The following is a 15,186-nucleotide window of genomic DNA, read 5'->3' as shown; positions in this document are numbered from 1 at the left end:
GGTGTACAACAAACCCCTCGCACGTTGTCGCCACCCGTGTCGGCCGATCCGACGCGCCCCTTGTCTGGAGGACCACCCCATGGGCCGTTATCTCTTGAGACGGCTGCTGCAACTCGTGCCGGTGTTCATCGGCACGACATTCCTGATCTACTGGCTCGTCTGGTCGGTGCCCGGCGACCCGTTCGCCGGCAAGTGCGGCGACCGGGGCTGCCCGGAGAACTTCCGAGCGGTCATGACCGCGAAGTACCACCTCGACGACTCGATCTGGTTGCAGTACGCCAGCTACATGAAGAACCTGTTCCAGGGTGACTTCGGCATCACCTTCGGCGGCCGGGAAATCAGCGACATCATCCTGACGTCGTACCCCAACACGCTGAAGCTGGCGGTGGTGGCGCTGGCCATCGAGGCCGTCATCGGCCTCGGCGCGGGCGTGCTGACCGGTCTCCGGCGCAACGGGTTCCTGGACAACCTGGTCCTGGTCTCCACCCTCTTCCTGATCGCCCTGCCGGTCTTCGTCATCGGCTTCGTGCTCCAGTGGCTCCTGGGCGTCAACTGGCACATCGTCCACCCCACCGTCTCCAGCGAGATGCGGATCACCGAGTTGCTCCTGCCCGGCTTCGTCCTGGGCAGCGCCTCGACGGCGTACGTCGCCCGGGTGGCGCGCACCAGCATCGCCGAGAACCGGCGTGCCGACTACGTCCGTACCGCCATCGCCAAGGGCCTGCCCATGCGCCGGGTGGTCGGCGTGCACCTGCTGCGCAACTCGCTCATCCCGGTCGTCACCCTGCTCGGCACCGACCTCGGCGCGTTGATGGGTGGCGCCATCATCACGGAGGGCATCTTCGGCATCAACGGCATCGGCCGTCAGGTGCTGCGCGCCATCGTCACCAAGGAGAGCGCTACCGTTGTCGGCATCGTGGTGGTGCTGGTCGTCGTGTATCTGGTGATGAACCTGCTGGTGGACCTGCTCTACGCCGCCCTGGACCCGAGGATTCGCTATGAGTGACCCGAGCGCCGCATCGCTTGTCAGCACCCCCCGCCCCGAGCAGCCGTCCGAGGCCAGCGCCCCGGCCAACGCCGGGCTCCCGGAGAGCGCGCAGAAGCAGCAGAAGCCACGCGGTCTGCTCGGTGACGCCTGGATCGACCTGCGCCGCAAGCCGTTGTTCTGGATCTCCGCCACGCTCATCGTGATCTTCGTGCTGATGGCGGCCTTCCCGTCGCTGTTCACCTCCGGCGACGCGGTGAACGGCGCGCTGGCCCGCAGCCAGGTGAAGCCCTCGGCCGACGCCTGGTTCGGCTACGACGTGCAGGGCCGGGACGTCTTCGCCCGGACCATCTACGGCGCCCGCGCCTCGATCATGGTGGCGCTGCTCTCCGTGATCGGCACGCTGCTGATCGGCGGCACCATGGGCATCATCGCCGGCTACCGCGGCGGCTGGGTGGACGCGTTGCTCTCCCGGATCGCGGACATCTTCTTCGGCCTGCCGTTCGTGCTCGGCTCGATCGTCATCCTGACCACCTTCAACGGCTCGGGCTCGGACAACAACGAGTGGACGATCATGGGTCTGGTCATCATGTCGCTGACCGTGCTGAGCTGGCCGGTCGTGATGCGGCTGATGCGCTCCTCGGTGCTGGCCACCAAGGAGGCCGACTACATCGTCGCGGCCCGGGCGCTGGGCGCCGGCACCGGCCGGATCATCCTCAAGCACCTGCTGCCGAACTGCCTCGCCCCGCTGCTGGTGTACGGGACGATCATGGTCGGCTCTTTCATCGGCGCCGAGGCCACCCTGTCCTTCCTGGGCATCGGCCTGAAGACGCCCGTCGTGTCCTGGGGCATCATGATCAGCGAGGCGCAGAACTACATCCGGGTCTCGCCCTACCTGCTGTTCTTCCCCGCCGCGTTCCTCGTCACCGCCGTGCTGAGCTTCGTCATGCTCGGCGAGGCGGTCCGCGAGGCCCTCGACCCGAAGCTCCGATAGGGGATTCAGTTGTCCGACATTCTCGTGTCCGAGCAGTCCGCGCCGGGCGCCGACGGATCCGGCCGCCCCTCGGGCCGCCTGCTCGAGGTTGACGACCTGCGGGTCGAGTTCCGCACGCGGGACGGCGTCGCCAAGGTCATCAACGGGGTGACGTACCACGTCGACGCGGGGGAGACCCTCGCCGTGCTCGGCGAGTCCGGCTCCGGCAAGAGCGTCACCGCGCAGACCATCATGGGCATCCTCGACACTCCGCCCGGCTTCGTCACCGGTGGCCAGGTCCGTTTCCACGGCAAGGACATGCTCAAGATGTCCGCCGAGCAGCGGCGAAGGATCCGGGGCGAGGGCATTGCGATGATCTTCCAGGACTCGCTCTCCGCCCTCAACCCGGTTTTCACCGTCGGGTTCCAGATCGCCGAGCAGTTCCGCGTCCGGCGCGGCATGAGCCGCTCGGACGCCAAGAAGCGCGCGATCGAGATGCTCGACCAGGTGAAGATCCCGAACGCCAAGGGCCGGTTCAGCAACTACCCGCACCAGTTCTCCGGCGGCATGCGGCAGCGCGCCATGATCGCGATGTCGCTGGCGCTGGACCCGGAGGTGCTGATCGCCGACGAGCCGACCACCGCGCTGGACGTGACCGTGCAGGCCCAGATCATGGACCTGCTCGGCGAGCTCCAGCGGGAGCGGCAGATGGGCATGATCCTGATCACCCACGACCTCGGCGTGGTCGCCGACGTCGCGGACCGGATCGCGGTGATGTACGCCGGCCGGATCGTCGAGGAAGCCAACGTGTACGACCTGTACGCCAAGCCGGCGCACCCGTACACCCTCGGCCTGCTCAACTCGATCCCCCGGCTGGACGAGAAGGGGCAGGAGCTCCGCACCATCAAGGGCCTCCCGCCGAACCTGATGAACATCCCGTCGGGCTGCCCGTTCAACCCGCGCTGCCCCATGGCGCAGCCGGTGTGCCGGGAGAAGTTGCCCCCGCTGCTGCAGATCGGCAGCGGCCGGGCCAGCGCCTGCCACTTCGCCGAGGAGCTCGTGAACCGTGACTGAGAACATCATCGAGGTCCGTGACCTGGTCAAGCACTACCCCGTGACCCGGGGCATCGTGTTCAAGAAGACCATCGGTCAGGTCAAGGCGGTCGACGGCGTCTCCTTCGACCTGAAGGCCGGCGAGACCCTGGGCGTGGTGGGCGAGTCCGGCTGCGGCAAGTCGACGCTCGCCCGGGTCCTGATGAACCTGGAGCGGCCGACCAGCGGCCAGGTGCTCTACAAGGGGCAGGACATCTCCAAGCTGTCCGGTGGCGCACTGCGGCGCCTGCGCCGGCAGATCCAGCTGGTGATGCAGGACCCGTACACCTCGCTGAACCCGCGGATGACGGTCGGTGACCTGATCGGCGAGCCGTTCGAGATCCACCCCGAGGTGGCCCCGCGCGGCAGCCGCCGGACCAAGGTCAAGGAGCTGCTCGACCTGGTCGGCCTGAACCCGGAGCACATCAACCGGTACCCGCACCAGTTCTCCGGCGGTCAGCGGCAGCGCATCGGCATCGCCCGGGCGCTCGCCCTGCGGCCCGAGGTCATCGTCTGCGACGAGCCGGTGTCGGCCCTGGACGTGTCGATCCAGGCGCAGGTGATGAACCTGCTGGAGAAGCTCCAGGCCGAGTTCGGTCTGTCGTACGTCTTCATCGCCCACGACCTGTCGGTCGTGCGTCACCTCTCCGACCGGGTCGCCGTGATGTACCTGGGCAAGATGGTGGAGATCGGCACCGAGGACGAGATCTACGAGCGGCCGACCCACCCGTACACCCAGGCGCTGCTGTCGGCGGTGCCGGTGCCGGACCCGACGCTGCGGGACAACAAGGCGATCATCCGGCTCACCGGTGACGTCCCCTCGCCGATCAGCCCGCCCTCGGGCTGCCGGTTCCGCACCCGGTGCTGGAAGGCGCAGGACCTCTGCGCCCAGGAGGTGCCGCTGCTCCAGATCCGCCCCGGCTCGGATCACCCGAGCGCCTGCCACTTCGCCGAGCGGCGGGAGATCGTGCCCGCCCACGAGGTGGCCTGATCGATCCGGACCGCCTGCCGGCGTCAGCTCGACGCCGGCAGGCGGTTCGTGATGTCCGGCGACTCCAGCTCGGCTGGCGGCCATAATTCGGCCTCCGCGCCGCTGGGCGGCGCTTCGGACCGAATGAAGGCCGGTCTTTCGCCGCGCCACGACCTGAAGCCGCCGTCCGAGCTCCTCACAGCGGGCCACGGCCGGCGCGGAGCAGCAGCAGCGCGAGTTGGGTGCCGTCCGCGCCGAGCGCCTCCCGGAACCGCTCCAGGATCTCCCGCTCCCGGGACAGCACGAGGCGGGTGCCGCCGGAGGCCATCCGGGTGGCCCCGACCTCCTGCGACAGCGCGGCCCGCTCCTGCCAGAGGGCGATGATCGTGCGGTCGATCTCGTCGATCCGTTCGCGGATGGCCACGATCCGCTCGGCGGCCGCCGAGTCGTCGGTGCCGGTCCGCGCCGCAGCGGCCCCGGTCGGGTCGGTGTCGCCGGTCCGGTCGTGTCGCGCCGGGCTGCCGCTGGACTCCACCACGTCAGTCATCATCGTCGTACCCTTCGGGTCTCGGGCCCGGTGCCCGGATCCCGGGACGAAAAAGCCCCGGGCTCCAGGAGCCCGGGGCTTTCGCAGGTCTGTGATCAGGCGCGACCTACGGCTGCCGGACTCCCGGTGCCGTAGTAAAAGTAGAAGCGCTGACCGAACACGTCGTCGAGTATGCCGACCGGCGGGCCCGGCGCGCAAGGAAACCCGCCAACAGATGGGACGGGGCACTGGCGGCTTCGTCTCGTCCGGGCCGGCGTGGGCGGGAAGTGTCCGCCGGGCGGCATAGACTCGCCGTGCGATGCATCCTCTCTTCGACATTCCCGCGCCCCCGCCCGCGCCGGAGTCCCGCCCGGCCCCGTCGCGCCGGCCCGGGGCCGTCCGGCCGGACCCGCAGGCACTCCTCGACGGGTTGAACGGTCCCCAACGGGACGCGGTCACCCACGCCGGTTCCCCACTGCTGATCGTGGCCGGCGCCGGCTCCGGCAAGACCCGGGTGCTGACGAACCGGATCGCGTACCTGCTCGCCGCGCGGGACGTGCACCCGGGCGAGATCATCGCGATCACCTTCACCAACAAGGCCGCCGGCGAGATGAAGGAGCGGGTGGCCGCCCTGGTCGGCCCACGCGCCCGGTTGATGTGGGTGTCGACCTTCCACTCGGCCTGCGTCCGGATCCTGCGCGCCGAGCACGAGCACGCCGGGCTCAAGTCCACCTTCTCGATCTACGACGCGGACGACTCGCGCCGGTTGATGCAGCTCGTCGCCCGCGAGCTGGACCTGGACCCGAAGCGCTACCCGGCGCGCGGCCTGGCGGCCCAGGTCTCCAACCTGAAGAACGAGCTGGTCGACCCGGAGGCGTTCGCCGCCCGGGCCAAGGGGCCCAATGAGCGGGCCCTGGCCGAGGCTTACACGCTCTACCAGCGGCGGTTGCGCGAGGCGCACGCGCTGGACTTCGACGACCTGATCATGACCACGGTGCACCTGCTCCAGTCGCACCCGCACGTCGCGGAGAGCTACCGGCGCCGGTTCCGGCACGTGCTGGTGGACGAGTACCAGGACACCAACCACGCCCAGTACGTGCTGATCAAGGAGCTGGTCTCCGGCACCGAGGGGATCCCGCCGGCCGAGCTGTGCGTGGTGGGTGACGCCGACCAGTCGATCTACGCGTTCCGGGGCGCGACCATCCGCAACATCCTCGAGTTCGAGCGCGACTTCACCGACGCCCGGACGATCCTGCTGGAGCAGAACTACCGCTCCACCCAGACCATCCTCAACGCCGCCAACGCGGTGATCGACCGGAACACCTCCCGCAAGCCGAAGCGGCTGTGGAGCGACGCCGGCGCTGGCGAGCAGATCGTCGGCTACGTGGCCGACACCGAGCACGCCGAGGCCGACTGGGTGGCGCGGGAGATCGACCGGCTGGTCGACCAGGGTGACACCCGCCCCGGCGACGTGGCGGTCTTCTACCGCACCAACGCCATGTCCCGGGTTTTCGAGGAGGTGTTCATCCGGGTCGGCCTGCCGTACAAGGTGGTCGGTGGCGTGCGCTTCTACGAGCGCAAGGAGGTCCGCGACGCACTGGCCTACCTGCGCGCGGTGGTTAACGACGACGACACGGTCAGCCTGCGGCGGATCCTCAACACCCCGCGCCGGGGCATCGGCGAGCGGGCCGAGGCGTGCGTGGAGGCCCTGGCCAGCCGGGACCGGATCTCTTTCGGTGCGGCGCTGCGCCGGGCCAAGGACGCACCCGGGATCTCCACCCGGGCCGCCAACGGCATCGCCGAGTTCGTCGCGCTCCTCGACTCGGCGCGCGAGCTGGCCGCGACCGGCACCCCCGAGGACGTGCTGGAGGCCCTGCTGACCCGCTCGGGCTACCTCAGCGAGCTGGAGGAGAGCCTGGATCCGCAGGACGCCGGCCGGGTGGACAACCTTCAGGAGTTGGTCAGCGTCGCCCGCGAATACACCGAGCGGATCGAGGCGCTGGGCGAGGAGGAGGAGCGGGCCACGGTGGCCGGGTTCCTGGAGCAGGTGGCGCTGGTCGCCGACGCCGACCAGGTCCCCGCCGACGACCCCGAGCACCAGGGTGTGGTCACCCTGATGACGCTGCACACGGCGAAGGGCCTGGAATTCCCGGTCGTCTTCCTCAGCGGCCTGGAGGACGGCGTCTTCCCGCACCTGCGCTCGCTCGGCGACAACCGGGAGCTGGAGGAGGAGCGGCGACTGGCGTACGTGGGCATCACCCGGGCCCGGCAGCGCCTCTACCTGTCGCGGGCGGTCACCCGGTCGGCCTGGGGGGCACCGGCGTACAACCCGGCGTCGCGCTTCCTCGAGGAGCTGCCGCCGGAGCTGGTCCGCTGGGAGCGCCTCGAGGCCTCGTACACCTCGTGGGCCGGCGGTGGCGGCGGCGTCGGCGGCCGCGCGGACCGCGCGCCCGGCGGCCGGGGCGGCTTCACCGGGGGTACGCCGAAGGCGACCCAGCTCGCGAAGCGGCTCGGGGTGGATGCCAGCCGGCTGTCCACGGCCAGCGAGCTGCGGCAGGCGCCGAAGGTGTCGGTGGGGGACCGGGTCAACCACCAGCGCTACGGGCTGGGCCGGGTGCTGGCCGTCGAGGGGCACGGCCCGGGCGCCCGGGCGCAGATCGACTTCGGCGACCAGACCATGTGGCTGGTGCTCCGGCACGCCCCGATCGACAAGCTCTGACGGCGGGGCCCGGCCCGGCGGGTGCCGGACCGGGCCCCTCCTCGTGCCGTGGCCGTCAGCAGGCCACGTCGATGCCCCGGGCGCGCAGGAAAGGCGCCGGGTCGATCTGGTTCCACATGGCGCCCTGGTGCACCTCGAAGTGCAGGTGCGGGCCGGTGGCGTCGCCGGTGGCGCCCTCGTAGCCGATGACCTGGCCGGCGCTCACCTTGTCGCCGACGCTGACGATCAGCCGGCTCTGGTGCCCGTAGTGGGTCAGGTAGCCGTTGCGGTGGTCGATGAAGACCGAGTTGCCGTACCCGTCGCCGGCGTCGCCGGCCTTGACCACGGTGCCGGCCGCAGCCGCGTGGATCGGGGTGCCCGCGGGCATCGCGAAGTCGATCCCGGCGTGCAGGGTGCCCCACCGCGGCCCGTAGCAGGAGGTGACCGTGGCACCCTTCATCGGGATGACCCAGGCGGGCTTCGGCGGGACCGTCTTCTTCGGCTTCGGCTTGGCGGTGGCCGTCCTCGTCGGCGTGGGGCTGGCCGCAGTCGGGCTCGGCGAGGGGCTGGCCGGGGTGGCCGACGGGGTGACCGGGGCGGTCGACTCGCGGACGGAGCGGTCGGCGCGGGCGGCGTCCTCGGCGCGGGCCTGGGCGTCGAAGTCGACGGCGGCCGGTGCCGGGGTGCCATGGTCGGTGGTGGCGACGGAGACGCCGCCGAAGCCGAGGCCGACCAGGGCGACCGCGCCGAGGACCAGGTAGGTGGCACGGCGACCCGTGCTCGCGCGCCGCCGATGCCGGGCGGGGGCGTCCGGGGTTTTCTCGTTCTGGCTGGAGCTGGCTTCCTGCACGGGGACCTTCATCAGTCGAGGGGCACGTGACCTCGAAATACTGGTGTCGGCTCCGGTCGTGGCGGGTACTGGGTCCGGGAGGCCGGGTCGGACTGGTGATCGATCGTGTCCGGGTTCAGCCCGTTCCAGTGCGATTTGCTGGAAAAAAGGATCATGCGTGGTCGTGGCGCTGCTCACACTTCTCGCTGTGACCCAGCCAACTTCTGCGCCAACGAAAAAACCGCCCAGATCCTGCGATCCGGGCGGTCAATGCACGATGCGCAGCGTCAGGACGCGGCTGGCTCGGCGTAGATTGTCTCGATTTCCATCTGGATGTCCACTCCGCGCTTCATGAGCCACGGCACCGGGTCCTGCGGCTGGCCGTTGACATGGATCTCCAGGTGCAGGTGGGAGCCGTAGGAGTGGCCGGTGTTGCCGACCAGGCCGAGCTGGTCGCCGGCCTTGACCTGCTGGCCCTCCTTGACGCTGACCTCGGAGGAGTGACCGTAGATGGCTTCGCTGCCGTCCGGGTGCTGGACGATCACCGCGTAGCCGTAGCCGCCGAACCAGCCCGCCTTGGTGACCGTGCCGCTGTGGATCGCGGTGTACGGCGTGCCCTCCGGGGCGACCAGGTCGATGCCGGTGTGCAACTTGCCCCAGCGCACGCCGTAGGGCGCGTTGAAGTCGTATCCGTGCAGGGGCAGCAGCCAGGTGTCCTGCTCGGTCGCGGCCTTGCTCTGCCCGCGGTCGGCGCGGGTCGGCACGTCAGCACTGTCGGCGCGGCTCGCTACGTCCTCGCTGGTGATCGAGGCCCGCTTGAGCTCGTCGATGGCCGACGGGCTGACACTCTTGGCGTCCGGGAGGGCGTTCGCGCCGAGGGCGACGATGCCGGCTCCCACGAAAGCGGTCGTCACGACCGCGGCGTAGCGGCTCCGCGGGGGGGTGGGTACGCGGCGTCGACCGCGATATCTATCGGGCTCAGACGACAGGCGCTGGCGCACGCACACCCTCCGTTGTCGGGGATCCGATGCGACCTCCAGCCGTTCGATGAAGCTCCGTCGAACGTCCGGTGGCCGCGTCGTCACCCGTCCGTGGACCTGATGACAACCGTGGACACGTTAGCCAACAGCCACACTGGTCACAAGCCAAAGCGCCGAAATAGTGTTTCTTTCTGTCCCTTTACATCCGCTCTTGTCATGTCTCGTGCCGCCGGTTGGAGGGCCCGATCACTGTCCGTTCGTCGCGGACAGTGACCGTTCGGCGGAGGCGTCCGGCTTTGGGCGTACGGGGGCGCGCGGTAGTGGGCGCGGTGCTCCAGGTGACTGCCGCCCGGGTTCCGCACGTCGGATCCGCCTGATGCGGGCGCGGTCGTATGAGACAGGCCCCAACGCTGCCGGCCCGGGTTCCCGGCACCCGACCGGGCGGGTTACCGTTCGTTCAGGTGACAGTGCCGTAGCCGGTGAAAGGTGTGCCCTGATGAGCTCTCGTATCCGGGTCGTCGTCGCGAAGCCCGGCCTGGACGGCCACGACCGGGGCGCGAAGGTCGTCGCGCGTGCCCTGCGGGACGCCGGCATGGAGGTCATCTACACCGGGCTGCACCAGACCCCGGAGCAGATCGTGGAGACCGCCATCCAGGAGGACGCCGACGCGGTCGGCCTCTCCGTGCTCTCCGGCGCGCACATGACGCTCTTCAAGCGGGTGCTGGAGTTGCTCGCCGAGCGCGAAGCGGCCGACATCGTGGTCTTCGGCGGCGGCATCATCCCGGACGCCGACATCCCCGAGCTGGAGCGGCTCGGCGTCGCCAAGATCTTCACCCCCGGCGCCACCACCCAGTCGATCGTCGAGTGGGTCCGGGAGAACGTCGCCCAGCCGGTCGCCTGACCCGGGTCGCGCCCGGTCCTCGATCGACGTCCGCGCGAGCGGCGGTAAAGAAGAATGCCGGGCGGACGCGACCGGGGAACTCCGGACAGGGGGGAGGGGCCGGACGCACCCCTCACACGCCCGGCCCCTCTATGCACGATGCCCCGCCGCCACCCCTCGACCGACAGGGCATCGGCCGCTCCCGTCGCCGCGCTGTACCAGCGCTCCGACATCAGACTCAACGACGCCCCCACCGGGCGGTTACGCCTCTTCCGTAAATCCCCCGGATGGCTGACCCGCCCTCCGGAATGAGTCCGCCCGACCAGATCGCCGTCGTTGGTGGAGCGGCCCCGGTACGGCCTCCATGCGGTAGGGGAGAGGCCTGGGTCTACCGATCGCGGCGCGGACATCTCTTCGCTGGGCCGCCTGGGCGTACCGGGGAACGGTGGCTGTGCATTACGGCACACCGCGCACCCGCTCGGTTGCCCCCGGTTCCCATCTCGTTAGGCTGCGGCAAATGGCCTGTCTCATCTGATGACAGGCGTCAAACTTATTTTCCAACGCTGGTGGCGGCGCGAGGGCGCGCCGCGGAGACGGGACGGGACGCGCAATCGTGGACCTGTACGAGTACCAGGGGCGGGACCTGTTCGAGCGGCACGGCTTGCCCGTGCTCGCCGGCGGCGTCGCCACTACCCCGGAGGAGGCCCGCGCGATCGCCGAACGCCTCGGCGGCCGGGTGGTCGTCAAGGCGCAGGTGAAGGTCGGCGGCCGCGGCAAGGCCGGCGGGGTCAAGCTGGCCGAGGGCGCGGAGGAGACGGTGGCCCGGGCCACCGACATCCTCGGCATGGACATCAAGGGTCACACGGTCCACAAGGTCATGATCACGGTGACCGCGGACGTGGCCGAGGAGTACTACTTCTCCTACCTGCTCGACCGGGCGAACCGTACCTTCCTCTGCATCGCCAGCGTGGCCGGCGGCATGGACATCGAGCAGGTCGCGGCCGAGACCCCGGAGAAGGTGGTCAAGGCTCCGATCGACGCCAACGTCGGCGTGGACGAGGCGAAGGCACGCGAGATCGTCACCGCAGCCGGCTTCCCCGCCGAGGTGGCCGACCAGGTCGTCGAGGTCGCGGTGAAGCTGTGGCAGGCGTTCGTCGCCGAGGACGCCACGCTGGTCGAGGTGAACCCGCTGGCCAAGACCAAGGACGGCAAGCTGCTGCTGCTGGACGCCAAGATCAGCCTGGACGAGAACGCCGCGTTCCGGCACCCGGATCACGAGGCCCTGGTCGACCAGGCCGCGGTGGACCCGCTGGAGCAGGCCGCCAAGGAGAAGGACCTCAACTACGTCAAGCTCGACGGCGAGGTCGGCATCATCGGTAACGGCGCGGGCCTGGTCATGTCCACCCTCGACGTGGTGGCGTACGCGGGCGAGCGGCACGGCGGCGTCAAGCCGGCCAACTTCCTCGACATCGGCGGTGGCGCGAGCGCCGCGGTGATGGCGAACGGCCTGGAGATCGTGCTCTCCGACCCCTCGGTCAAGAGCGTCTTTGTCAACGTCTTCGGCGGTATCACCGCCTGCGACGCGGTCGCCAACGGCATCGTGCAGGCGCTGGCGCTGCTCGAGCAGCGCGGCGAGCAGGTCACCAAGCCGCTCGTCGTCCGCCTCGACGGCAACAACGCGGAGGCCGGCCGGGCGATCCTCGACGGCGCGAACAACCCGCTGATCGAGCGGGTCGACACCATGGACGGCGCGGCCGAGCGGGCCGCCGAGCTGGCGGCTGCGGGGGTCTGATCATGGCTATCTGGCTGACCAAGGACTCGAAGGTCATCGTGCAGGGGATGACCGGTTCCGAGGGTTCCAAGCACACCCGGCGGATGCTCGCCGCCGGCACCAACGTGGTCGGTGGCGTCAACCCGCGCAAGGCGGGCCAGACCGTCGACTTCGACGGCACCGAGCTGCCGGTGTTCGCCACCGTCGCCGACGCCATGAAGGAGACCGGGGCGGACGTCACGGTCATCTTCGTGCCGCCGCAGTTCACCAAGGCCGCGGCCATCGAGGCGATCGACGCCGGCATCGAGCTGGCCGTGGTGATCACCGAGGGTGTGCCGGTGCACGACACCGCCGCGCTCTGGGCGTACAACGTGGCGAAGGGCGAGCGGACCCGGATCATCGGCCCGAACTGCCCGGGCATCGCCTCGCCGGGCGCCTCCAACGCCGGCATCATCCCGGCCGACATCACCGGCAGCGGCCGGATCGGCCTGGTCAGCAAGAGCGGCACGCTGACCTACCAGATGATGTACGAGCTGCGCGACATCGGCTTCTCGACCTGCGTCGGCATCGGCGGTGACCCGATCATCGGCACCACCCACATCGACGCGCTGGCCGCGTTCGAGGCGGACCCGGAGACCGACGCCATCGTGATGATCGGTGAGATCGGCGGTGACGCCGAGGAGCGGGCGGCCGAGTTCATCAAGGCCAACGTCACCAAGCCGGTGGTCGGCTACATCGCCGGCTTCACCGCCCCGCCCGGCAAGACCATGGGCCACGCCGGCGCGATCATCTCCGGCTCGGCGGGCACCGCCGACGCGAAGAAGGCGGCGCTGGAGGCGGTCGGCGTGAAGGTCGGCAAGACGCCGACCGAGACCGCCAAGCTGATGCGGGAGATCATGTCCGGCCGCTGAGCTGCCGGGTCACGTACCGCGGGGGTCGACCGGGTCCGGTCGGCCCCCGCGGGCTTGTTGCGCGGCGCTTGGGCGGGCGAGTCCGGTGCGGCCGGCCCGGCGGGTCAGCGGTACCAGTAGGGGTAGTGGGCGCCCCGAGCCCGGACGATCGCGCTGGCGATGAGGTTGATGACGCCCAGCGCGACGGCCAGCCAGCCGAGCAGTTGCGAACGCCCGAAACGCCGCGCGTCCCGGATCGACAGGTAGCCGAAGACGATGCCCAGGATGCCGCAACAGAGCACGCCGAGGACGATCCCCAGGACGCCCCAGAGAATGGTGCGGTCCCGGCCGGGGGCCGGCGGTGGTGGTGGCGGCGGGTATGGAGCGTTCACGGCTTCCTCCGGACGGACGGGCCGGCGACGAACGGTCACGTCCTGGGCCGAGGCTAACCGGATCGGGGGCAGAGAGCCGGTGGATCAGGGAACTCGCCGCTCTGCCGGAGCGGTATCGGACTGCCGCCGCCCGCGTGACATGCCAGAGTAGAACGCGATGCCACCCGTCACCCCTGACCAGCCACGCCGTCCCGCCGCCGGTGCCCGGCCGACCGGCCGCGCCCGACCGGCGCCGCGGGTGCCCGCGCCCCGGTCCGGGGAGGGCTCGCGCGGCCGGGCCCCGCTGCCCGTCGCCGCCGGGGTGGCGGCCGGGTGGGCGGCCGTGACGTCCTGGCTGCCGGTCACCCTGGTGCTCGGCCTGGCCCAGCTCAGCGCGGACGCCGGCTCGCTGCCCGGTGCGCTGCGTGTCGGCGCCGCCGGCTGGCTGCTCGGCCACGGGGTGCCGCTGGGGACCTCCGCCGGGCCGCTCGGCCTGGCGCCGCTCGCCCTCACCGTGCTCGCCGTCTGGCGGCTCACCCGGGCCGGCGTGCACGTGAGCCGGGCCATCGGCGCGCGCGGCGGTCGCTCGCCCCGGCAGGCGCTCACCGCCGGGGTCGCCGTCGGCGTCGGGTACGCGCTGCTCGGCGCCGTCGCCGCGATCGCGGTCAGTGCCGGTGGCCCGCAGGTGTCCCCGGTCCGGGCCGCGGTGACCTTCTGGATCTTCGGTACGGTGTGCGCACTGGTCGGCGCGGCGCGCACCACGGCCGTTTCGGTGCTGCTGGCCCGGCGCTCCCCGCCGCCGCTGCGGGACGGGGTGCGGACCGGGCTGGTCGCCGGGCTGCTGCTGCTCGCGGCGGGTGCCGGGGCGGCCGGCCTGTCGGTGGCCACCGGGGGCGGCGACGCGGCCGACATGATCGGCGCGTACCGGACCGGGGTGGCCGGTCAGGCGGGGATCACCCTGGTCAGCCTCGCGTACGCCCCGAACGCCACCGTCTGGTCGGCCAGTTATCTGCTCGGCCCCGGGTTCGCCGTCGGCAGCGGCACCGCCGTCCAGGTCAGAGAGGTCTCGCTCGGCGCGCTGCCGGCCGTACCGCTGCTGGCCGGGCTGCCGCGCGGCCCGATGGACGGGGCCGGCGCGGGACTGCTCGCGGTGCCGGTGCTGGCCGGGATGGCGGCCGGCTGGCTGCTGGCCCGGCGGCTGTTGCGGGCCGCGACCGACGGGCGGGCGACGGTGGGCTGGCCCGCGCTGCTCGTCCCGGCGGCGCTCGCCGGCCCGGTCGCCGGGGCGCTGCTCGGCCTGGCCGCCGCGCTCTCCGGCGGTCCGCTCGGCGGCGGCCGGCTCGCCGAGATCGGCCCGGTCTGGTGGCAGGTGGCCGGGGTGGCGACCCTGGTGGTCGCCGCCGGCGCGCTGCTCGGCGCCGCCGCCACCAAGACCCTCGCCCGCACCACCACCCCCACCCCCTCCCGCGCCACTCCCACCCGCCCCGCCGCCCCGCGCCCACCCGCCCCGCCGCGTTGATCAAGAAGTTTGCGTCGGGACGACCGCCGAGCCGGACGCAAACTTCTTGATCGACCCGGTGGGGTGTGGGCTGGGCAAGGAGCTGGGAAAGGAGAAGGGGGCGGCCGGCGGTGCCGGACGCCCCCTTCTGTTGGGGTCAGGAGCCGAGGTTGCTCAGGTTGATCGCGGCGCCCGCGATGGCGTTGATGATGCCGATGACCACGCCGATTCCGCCGCAGATGAGGCCGGCCTTGGCCTGGCCCGCGTTGGTCGCCAGGCCCTGCTGGGCCTTCTTCTGGCCCATCACGCCGAGCACCACGCCGGCGATGCCGGCCGGAATGCCGAGCAGCGGGCAGCAGAGGCCCAGCACGATCGAGGCGATACCGGCGATCATGCCGATCAGGCCGAGGTTGTTGTTCTGCCCCTGCCCCTGCGGCTGCGGGTAGCCCGCGGCCGGGTACGTCGGCGCGGCGCCGTACGGCTGCTGCTGCGCGTACGGGTCCTGGTAGGGCTGCCCGGAGGTCGGCTGGCCGTACGGCTGGCCCGAGGTGGGCTGCTGCCCGTACTGCGGTGCCTGCGGCGGCTGGGCGTACGGGTCGGGCTGCTGGCCGTATGGCTGGCCGGAGGTGGGCTGCTGCCCGTACTGCGGCGCCTGCGGCGGCTGGGCGTACGGGTCGGGCTGCTGGCCGTATGGCTGGCCGGAGGTGGGCTGCTGCCCGGTAC

General features: G+C 71.2%; 14 protein-coding genes. 9 read left to right on the top strand and 5 right to left on the bottom strand.

The annotated features are described in order from the left end of the window. The first annotated feature begins 79 nt into the window (after window positions 1-79). The 4 genes from ABZ783_RS15085 to ABZ783_RS15070 are packed head-to-tail and all read left to right on the top strand — an operon-like array spanning window position 80 to window position 4,041. Window positions 80-1,006, top strand: coding sequence for an ABC transporter permease (locus tag ABZ783_RS15085; RefSeq protein ID WP_357437986.1), 927 nt, complete (start codon window positions 80-82; stop codon window positions 1,004-1,006). Continuing rightward, entirely contained in the window at window positions 999-1,979 is a 981-nt protein-coding gene (locus ABZ783_RS15080; protein ID WP_357437983.1) for an ABC transporter permease, read from the top strand. Before ABZ783_RS15085 ends, ABZ783_RS15080 begins: the two co-directional genes overlap by 8 nt. A 24-nt stretch (window positions 1,980-2,003) precedes the next feature. Further along, complete coding sequence (locus ABZ783_RS15075) at window positions 2,004-3,032, top strand: ABC transporter ATP-binding protein (protein ID WP_073834959.1); 1,029 nt, start codon at window positions 2,004-2,006, stop codon at window positions 3,030-3,032. Next, complete coding sequence (locus ABZ783_RS15070) at window positions 3,025-4,041, top strand: dipeptide ABC transporter ATP-binding protein (protein ID WP_357437980.1); 1,017 nt, start codon at window positions 3,025-3,027, stop codon at window positions 4,039-4,041. The genes ABZ783_RS15075 and ABZ783_RS15070 overlap by 8 nt, the downstream gene beginning before the upstream one ends. Before the next feature lie 175 nt (window positions 4,042-4,216). Here ABZ783_RS15070 and ABZ783_RS15065 read toward each other — a convergent pair whose 3' ends face one another. Beyond that, window positions 4,217-4,570, bottom strand: coding sequence for a chorismate mutase (locus ABZ783_RS15065; RefSeq protein ID WP_357437978.1), 354 nt, complete (start codon window positions 4,568-4,570; stop codon window positions 4,217-4,219). A gap of 295 nt (window positions 4,571-4,865) precedes the next feature. Between ABZ783_RS15065 and pcrA the strand changes: the two genes are divergently transcribed. Beyond that, window positions 4,866-7,265, top strand: a complete 2,400-nt coding sequence (gene pcrA / locus ABZ783_RS15060) for a DNA helicase PcrA (protein ID WP_073834837.1) — start codon at window positions 4,866-4,868, stop codon at window positions 7,263-7,265. Window positions 7,266-7,320: 55 nt separating this feature from the next. Here pcrA and ABZ783_RS15055 read toward each other — a convergent pair whose 3' ends face one another. Together ABZ783_RS15055 and ABZ783_RS15050 are read right to left on the bottom strand one after the other, a co-directional pair. Beyond that, a complete protein-coding gene (locus ABZ783_RS15055) occupies window positions 7,321-8,106 on the bottom strand; it encodes a M23 family metallopeptidase (RefSeq protein ID WP_357437976.1) in 786 nt (261 codons plus the stop codon). A 254-nt stretch (window positions 8,107-8,360) separates the two neighbouring features. Further along, window positions 8,361-9,074: a M23 family metallopeptidase gene (locus tag ABZ783_RS15050; protein WP_357437973.1), complete on the bottom strand. Its 714-nt coding sequence runs from the start codon at window positions 9,072-9,074 to the stop codon at window positions 8,361-8,363. Between the two features lie 475 nt (window positions 9,075-9,549). Here ABZ783_RS15050 and ABZ783_RS15045 point away from each other — a divergent pair, with 475 nt between their 5' ends. From ABZ783_RS15045 to sucD, 3 genes are all read left to right on the top strand, one after another. After that, window positions 9,550-9,954: a cobalamin B12-binding domain-containing protein gene (locus ABZ783_RS15045; protein ID WP_357437971.1), complete on the top strand. Its 405-nt coding sequence runs from the start codon at window positions 9,550-9,552 to the stop codon at window positions 9,952-9,954. Window positions 9,955-10,546: 592 nt separating this feature from the next. Next, window positions 10,547-11,725 carry an ADP-forming succinate--CoA ligase subunit beta gene (sucC, locus tag ABZ783_RS15040; RefSeq protein WP_357437969.1) on the top strand — a complete coding sequence of 393 codons (1,179 nt, stop codon included), beginning with the start codon at window positions 10,547-10,549 and terminating at the stop codon, window positions 11,723-11,725. 2 nt (window positions 11,726-11,727) lie between these two features. Next, window positions 11,728-12,615: a succinate--CoA ligase subunit alpha gene (gene sucD / locus ABZ783_RS15035; RefSeq protein ID WP_357437967.1), complete on the top strand. Its 888-nt coding sequence runs from the start codon at window positions 11,728-11,730 to the stop codon at window positions 12,613-12,615. A 104-nt stretch (window positions 12,616-12,719) separates the two neighbouring features. On the opposite strand, the gene ABZ783_RS15030 is transcribed toward sucD, so the two are convergent. Then, complete coding sequence (locus ABZ783_RS15030) at window positions 12,720-12,986, bottom strand: DUF4190 domain-containing protein (RefSeq protein ID WP_357437964.1); 267 nt, start codon at window positions 12,984-12,986, stop codon at window positions 12,720-12,722. Between the two features lie 157 nt (window positions 12,987-13,143). On the opposite strand from ABZ783_RS15030, the gene ABZ783_RS15025 reads away from it, so the two are divergent. Continuing rightward, window positions 13,144-14,484 (top strand): DUF6350 family protein, encoded by a 1,341-nt coding sequence (locus ABZ783_RS15025; RefSeq protein WP_357437962.1) that lies wholly within the window; start codon window positions 13,144-13,146, stop codon window positions 14,482-14,484. Window positions 14,485-14,620: 136 nt separating this feature from the next. On the opposite strand, the gene ABZ783_RS15020 is transcribed toward ABZ783_RS15025, so the two are convergent. Then, the coding region (locus ABZ783_RS15020) for a DUF4190 domain-containing protein (protein WP_357437959.1) at window positions 14,621-15,186 on the bottom strand (566 nt) is incomplete at its 5' end.

This window comes from Micromonospora sp. NPDC047738 (assembly GCF_040642675.1).
Lineage (GTDB): Bacteria > Actinomycetota > Actinomycetes > Mycobacteriales > Micromonosporaceae > Micromonospora.
Note: the sequence above shows the minus strand (reverse complement) of the source record. Positions and strands in the feature narration are given on the sequence as shown.

Excerpts from the sequence above, each read along its gene's own strand:
- pcrA (WP_073834837.1), top strand. The coding sequence starts at position 4,866 with ATGCATCCTCTCTTCGACATTCCCGCGCCCCCGCCCGCGCCGGAGTCC.
- ABZ783_RS15045 (WP_357437971.1), top strand. The coding sequence starts at position 9,550 with ATGAGCTCTCGTATCCGGGTCGTCGTCGCGAAGCCCGGCCTGGACGGC.
- ABZ783_RS15080 (WP_357437983.1), top strand. The coding sequence starts at position 999 with ATGAGTGACCCGAGCGCCGCATCGCTTGTCAGCACCCCCCGCCCCGAG.
- ABZ783_RS15025 (WP_357437962.1), top strand. The coding sequence starts at position 13,144 with ATGCCACCCGTCACCCCTGACCAGCCACGCCGTCCCGCCGCCGGTGCC.
- ABZ783_RS15055 (WP_357437976.1), bottom strand. The coding sequence starts at position 8,106 with ATGAAGGTCCCCGTGCAGGAAGCCAGCTCCAGCCAGAACGAGAAAACC.
- ABZ783_RS15065 (WP_357437978.1), bottom strand. The coding sequence starts at position 4,570 with ATGATGACTGACGTGGTGGAGTCCAGCGGCAGCCCGGCGCGACACGAC.
- sucD (WP_357437967.1), top strand. The coding sequence starts at position 11,728 with ATGGCTATCTGGCTGACCAAGGACTCGAAGGTCATCGTGCAGGGGATG.
- ABZ783_RS15085 (WP_357437986.1), top strand. The coding sequence starts at position 80 with ATGGGCCGTTATCTCTTGAGACGGCTGCTGCAACTCGTGCCGGTGTTC.